The 5,743-nt window shown below is 71.4% G+C and carries 6 protein-coding genes; 4 read left to right on the forward strand and 2 right to left on the reverse strand.

Annotated elements, in window-relative coordinates:
* On the forward strand, positions 1-76 hold a 76-nt coding region (locus QNJ12_RS23840; protein ID WP_367281845.1), incomplete at its 5' end, for a DUF2510 domain-containing protein.
* A gap of 18 nt (positions 77-94) precedes the next feature.
* Here the strand turns inward: QNJ12_RS23840 and QNJ12_RS23255 are convergent.
* Both QNJ12_RS23255 and QNJ12_RS23260 read right to left on the reverse strand, forming a co-directional pair.
* Positions 95-886: a prepilin-type N-terminal cleavage/methylation domain-containing protein gene (locus QNJ12_RS23255; protein WP_300626431.1), complete on the reverse strand. Its 792-nt coding sequence runs from the start codon at positions 884-886 to the stop codon at positions 95-97.
* A complete protein-coding gene (locus tag QNJ12_RS23260) occupies positions 852-1,514 on the reverse strand; it encodes a LuxR C-terminal-related transcriptional regulator (protein ID WP_300626432.1) in 663 nt (220 codons plus the stop codon). Before QNJ12_RS23260 ends, QNJ12_RS23255 begins: the two co-directional genes overlap by 35 nt.
* A gap of 288 nt (positions 1,515-1,802) precedes the next feature.
* Here QNJ12_RS23260 and QNJ12_RS23265 point away from each other — a divergent pair, with 288 nt between their 5' ends.
* From QNJ12_RS23265 to QNJ12_RS23275, 3 genes are all read left to right on the forward strand, one after another.
* On the forward strand, positions 1,803-3,326 hold the full coding sequence (locus tag QNJ12_RS23265; RefSeq protein ID WP_300626434.1) for a hypothetical protein: 1,524 nt from the start codon (positions 1,803-1,805) through the stop codon (positions 3,324-3,326).
* Between the two features lie 9 nt (positions 3,327-3,335).
* Entirely contained in the window at positions 3,336-4,517 is a 1,182-nt protein-coding gene (locus QNJ12_RS23270) for a hypothetical protein (protein ID WP_300626436.1), read from the forward strand.
* Positions 4,518-4,704: 187 nt separating this feature from the next.
* A partial coding sequence (locus QNJ12_RS23275) for a hypothetical protein (protein WP_300626438.1) occupies positions 4,705-5,743 on the forward strand: 1,039 nt, incomplete at its 3' end.

Raw genomic sequence — 5,743 nt, forward strand, 5'->3', positions numbered from 1 at the left:
GTACTGGGACGGCAGCCAGTGGACCGAGCACGTGTCGCGTGCCGGCCAGCAGTACACCGACCCGCCGGTCGCCTGACCGTACGTCGACCTCGGCTCAGGCAGACAGCAGCGCGACGACCGCAGCCGACGCCGTCCCCGGTGCGCCGATCTCACCGGACGTGGCCGCGAGCGCGGTGTCGCCGTCGCGAACCGTGATCGCATAGCCCTCCGTCGACTGGGGCCCCCACCCCGCCGACTCGAAGCGCACCCAGGCCAGGTACACCCCGAAGGTTGCAGCCCCCGGTGGCCACCTGATCCGCTCGACGTGGGGGCCGTACGCGTCGGGCGCCGGCGGGACCACGTCGAGGTCGAGCGCACCGCCGTCGCCGGCGGGGCCGGTCCAGCCGACGATCTCGCCCGCCGGCGTCTGGACCCAGAGGTCGAGATCGGCGTTCCCGGTCCACGTCAGCGTGACCTCCAGGGCCTCCGCAGTGGCACCCATCGGGCCGGTGGCATCCGGACCGCCCGACGCCGGATGGTTCGGTGGTGACCGGACGCCCGGGTAGTCGTCGCAGAGGCCGCCCGGTCGGGCGACGACCTCGCCGGACGCGAGCACGAGATGATGCTCGCTCGGCGCGCGAAGGAAGCCGTCCGACGCGAGCCGTGCGATCGACAGCTCGGCGCCACCCCGCTCCTGCGAGCGGGCGACGGCCTGCTCGACCGTTCGACGGTCGGCCTTGCAGGCCACCTCGGAGGCCGACCGGCTCGTGCTGCGCACGGACAGCGTGACGAGCGTGGCGAGGACGCCGACGACCACGACGCACACGAGCAGCTCGGGCAACGTCAGACCGCGATCGGCGCCGACGCTGCGCTCAGCTGGCCCGGTGGACGGGCGCCATGCGCTCACGCAGTTCACCGAGCGAATGCACACCGAGCTTGTGGTAGATCCGCTTCAGGTAGTTCCGGACCGTGTTCTCGCTCAGGAACAGGAGCTTCGCGATGGTGGCCACCCGCTTGCCGTCGAGCACGAGGTCAAAGATCTCCCGCTCTCGGGCACTGAGCTTGTCGAGGAGCGCCTCGTCGGCACCGTTCCTCGGGTGGGCGTGCCGATCCTCGAGGTCGGCGACGCGCGCGCTGATCACCGCCGCCGCGTGCCGGAGCTCGGCGACGAGGCCCTCGCCGTCCGCGGTCGCCCTGCCGACGTGGACCTGGGCGCGGCCGTTGGCGTCGGCCACGGTGGTCACCGCGAACGAGACATCGGTCGGATGACCTGCGTGGTCGAGGAGGCCGAGGGTCGCGTGCCCGTCCTCGCGTTCACGGAGCGCGACCCGCTCCCCCTGCGCGATCCGCCACGACGCCGCCGACGCCGGGTTCCGGTACAGGACCCGCCATTGGGCGTCCGTGCACACCACCGGCTCGACGAGCGAGTCGAAGAACGGTGCGAGGGTCCGGATCACCGCAGTGGTCCGGTGCGTCGAGCGCACCCGTACGCCGCGCGCCGCCGTCGCCTCGGCGTCGCGATTCGGCTCGTGCATGTACCCCGCCTCCGCTCGCGTTGCAGCTGTCCCTCCCGAGCATCATCCCGTGCCGCTCGACCTGTCAACCAGAACCGCGGTAAACGCGGCCACGTTCGGCGTTGCGCGCGAGCGAGCACGCGCACCGTGGCTACGTGTGACCGGCGGAGGCCATCGATGTGGCCGATCGAGGCCACCCGGCCGCGGGCCGATTGAGCGCCGGGGCGGTCGGTCGTAGCGTCGGACGCGACCGTCGACGACCTCGCTCGCGGCCGCCGACGGTGGCGTACCGAACGGAGGTGACCAGCGGTGGGAGGGCTCCGGGCCGCCCTGGCGTTGACGTGCGCGGTCCTCCTCGCCCCGGCGTGGGCCACCGCCGGCGCGGCGAGTTCGGTACCACCCGGGTCCACCGAGCCGCCCCTCGGCACGACGCCGCCCGGTGACATCCCGACCGAGGGCGAGGTGCCGCACGCGCCGACGACGCAGACCACCGTCGCGAGCAGCACGGAGACCGGTCCGGCCCCGACCGTCCCCGACGTCGACAAGGACGTGGACGTCGCCCCGGTGATCCACTGCGTCTGGGTCACGGCCGACATGGACCCCGACGAGGCGGCGATCCAGAGGGTCGCGAACGGCATGGCCGACGACCTTCCCGAGCCGCCGACGCCGACCCCCTGCGCGCTCGATCCGACCAGCGGCGTGCCGATGCCGGTGGCTGCGGTTGGCCCGGTGGCGAGCATTCGCCCGCACAGTGGGGATCGACCGGGGCCGCGCACCGTCGAGGTGTGGACGGTGCTCAGCCATGCACTCGGGCCGGCTGCGATCGACGACGTGACGGTCACCGTCCGCGACCATCTCGGCGAACCGATCGTGGTGTCGGATGCGGACGCGGCCGATGCAGCGGATGCGACCGGAGCCGGCGTCGCGAGCGGCCAGATCGGCTCGGCTGCTGCCGATGGCCTCGCCGAGCTCACCGCCGACGGGTGGGGCGTGTTCGCCGTCGCGACGTTCGACCTGTCGCACCTCGACGGCTGTGGCATCTGGTCGGCCGAGATCGCGGCCACCGCCGGCGAACGGATCGCCACGAGCTCGACCACGTTCGACGTGGTGTGCTCGATCCATCTCGCCGCCGACTTCGACGCCGTCGACTGGGACGACCTGGTGCCGGATGCCGAGAGCATCGTCGAGGGCGACCTCGACCCGGTCAGCCCCGACCGCCCGACGGTGGTCAACCTCGGCAACCGACCGATCGTCGTCGCCACGACGTTCGCACCGCTGTGCCTCGTCGGCGACCCGGCGACGTGCATCCACTCCTTCGGCGTCGAGTTCACCGTGGCCGACTCGCCGACGGCGCGTCTCGGACCAGCCGACGCCGGCACCGAGCTGGTCGACCCGGCCGGCGTGCTCTGCCCGGGCTCGTCGGCACGGATGGACTTCATCGTGTCGACGCCGCCCGGCGCCGTCCCGGGGGCCTACCGGGGCTCGTTGCGCGCGGTCGGCGTGTCCGCGCCCGACGCGGTCTGCGGCGACGCGCCCGCGCCGACGACGACCGCACCGAGCACGACGTCGCCGAGCACGACGGCGGCGCCCACGACCGTGACCGCGACCTCCGTCCCGACCACGACGACCGAGGCGACCGCACCCACCGAGACCTCCGAGCCGGCGACACCGTCGAGCACGACGACCACCACCGAGCCCGCCGCACCCACCGAGACCTCCGAGCCGGCGACGAGCGCGCCCGACGACACCACGACCACGGGCCCCACCACGACCATCACCTCCCCGACCACCATCTCCCCGACCACCATCCCGTCCACCTCCACGCCGGGATAGGCCGAGGTGATGACCGCACGAGCCGTCGCCGCCATCGCGATCGCCTCGATGGTCGCCGCCGCTCCGGCAGCCCCGGTGACGGCCGAGGCCGGTGCCAACTCGCTCACCGTCTTCCCGAGCGAGTTCGTGATCGAGGCCCAGCGTGGCGAGCGCCTGGAACGGACGATCGGCATCGAGCAGACCGGTGCCCGCGAGCGGGACGTGTCGCTCCAGGTCAGCGGCGCTGCCGCAGCATTCCTGAGCATCGCCAGTCCCGGGACGGGCGAGCCGATCGACCGTCTCGGCGTCTCCGACACGACCCCGTCGTTCGTCGACCTGGTCATCGAGCCGACCGCCGCCGTCGCCGACGGTCGTCACACTGCTCGGGTCCGGGTGGTCGCACTCGACGCTGAGGTCGCCATCGGTTCGGACGTCGCGGTCGCCGTCGACGTCGCCGGCGACCGCGAGCTCAGCGTCCGGCTGCTCGATGCGTCCGTGCCAGGCGGAGCACTCGAGGCGGGGCGGCCACTTCGGCTCGAGCTCGAAGTCGACGTGCGCGGCACGACCGCCCTGATCCCCACGATCGCGCTCACGCTCGATGCCCCGGACGGCTCGACCTCGGAGCTCGCAGCACGACCACCGCCCACCGAACCGGATGGCCGCCATCACCTCGAGGCGAGCTGGTCGACCCGGGGATGGGAGGTCGGGCGCTACACGGGCGACCTGGTGCTGTCGGCCGACGCCATCGAGATCGATCGCGCCGAGATCGCCTTCGACGTCGTGCCACCCGGCACGCTGACGTCGGGTGTGACCGTGCTCGGCGCACGGCTGGCGTCCACGGCTCACGTGGGCGGTGTCGCCAAGGTCGCCGTGACCGTGCGGAACGACGGCGCCCGAGACGGTCGGGTGGTCTTCGCCGGCGACGTCTGGTTCGGGACCGGGCCGATCGCACCGCTCCGCAGCGACCCGGTGCTGGTCGGGCCCGGTGAGACCGCCGACGTGGTCGTGTACGCCGCACTCGAGGAGCCGGGAACCTACCGGGTGCGCGGCCGAGCCAACATCGACGGGGTGGAGAGCTCGGCGTTCTCGATCGACTTCGACGTCGTCGAGGACGGCGCCGGACTCGTGTCCACCCGCAACGTCGGTCTTGCCGTCGGTGGTCTCGTGGCGGCGGTCGGTGTGGTGCTGCTAGGTCGGCGGCTGGCTGCGTGACGGTGCGATGGCCGAGACGGTCACACCGTGTGGCCCATCCGGGCACTTCCGGTGGCTGCCCCTTCACGGCGACAGGGCCCCGACTTACGTTCGACGTGCGGGGGCATCCCGAAACCGACGACACGCCCCCGCACGCTTGACACACGTCGGGGCAGTGCCCCGACCTGGCACGGAAAGGGTACAACCGATGACACTGACACGCAGGCGTCGCCGGTTCACCGCGGCCTTGGCATTGGCGGCATTGGGCGGCAGCTTCATGGTCGCCGCACAACCGGCCAACGCCGACGACCACGACATCGACGCCGGAACACACGCTGTTCTCGAACCGGGTGCGATGAACCAGAACGGGGTGCACATCGAGTGCTCGTGGGCACTCGAGGACGTCGACTCCGACTGGCGCAACGCGATGGACTACTTCTACGGTCCCTTCGAAGGGGACTCGACCCCCGACCTACGGCCCGAGATCGTGCCGTGCCAGGGGCGTCCGCCGATGCAGGTCGAGGCACCGACGGTACACATCGACGTGTACCCGAACAGCCACGATGCTCCGACCGAGCAGTACGTCGAGCTCTGGTTGGCCGTCGACTACCTGGCCGACCCCGACAGCGCGAACAACCCGCTCGTGGTCGACTTCGAGGTCTACCACCCGGACGGGACGCTGAAGTTCCAGGTCCCCGGCAAGCGCTACGAGGACTGCTACGGGCCCGACGGCATGTTCGAGGCGGCGGTCCGCACCGGCCAGATCACCCGGGAGGCGATCGGTCGTCCGGAGACCCTCGACACCGACACGATGCTCAACCTGTGCACGCAGGGAACGAAGTTCCTGTACTACGGAGCGTTCCCGATCTCGAAGCACCAGCCATGGGGCGAGTACCTGATCCGAGCAACCGCTGAGGACGACTTCGGCGCCCACTCGCTCGAGTACTACATCAACGTCCTGCCGTTCTACGACCTGCGGGCCGACTTCGACTCGGTCGAGTGGCCGCTGCTGACACGCGGCGCCCACAAGCGGGTCATGGGCGACTTCGACCTCGGCAACCCCGAGCGTCCGACGGTCGTCAACCGCGGCAACGCCGGCATCGGGCTCGAGGTCGAGTACAGCAAGATGTGCCTCGCCGGTTTCGAGGCCCAATGCGAGACCGTCGATCGCAAGAACATCGACGAGTTCGCATTGGGCCTCGAAACCGGCGAGGCACATCTTGCTGTACTCGACCTCGAGCCCGATG

Origin of the sequence: Ilumatobacter sp. (genome assembly GCF_030065885.1) — a bacterium.
GTDB lineage: Bacteria > Actinomycetota > Acidimicrobiia > Acidimicrobiales > Ilumatobacteraceae > Ilumatobacter.

Excerpts from the sequence above, each read along its gene's own strand:
- QNJ12_RS23260 (WP_300626432.1), bottom strand. The coding sequence starts at position 1,514 with ATGCACGAGCCGAATCGCGACGCCGAGGCGACGGCGGCGCGCGGCGTA.
- QNJ12_RS23270 (WP_300626436.1), top strand. The coding sequence starts at position 3,336 with ATGACCGCACGAGCCGTCGCCGCCATCGCGATCGCCTCGATGGTCGCC.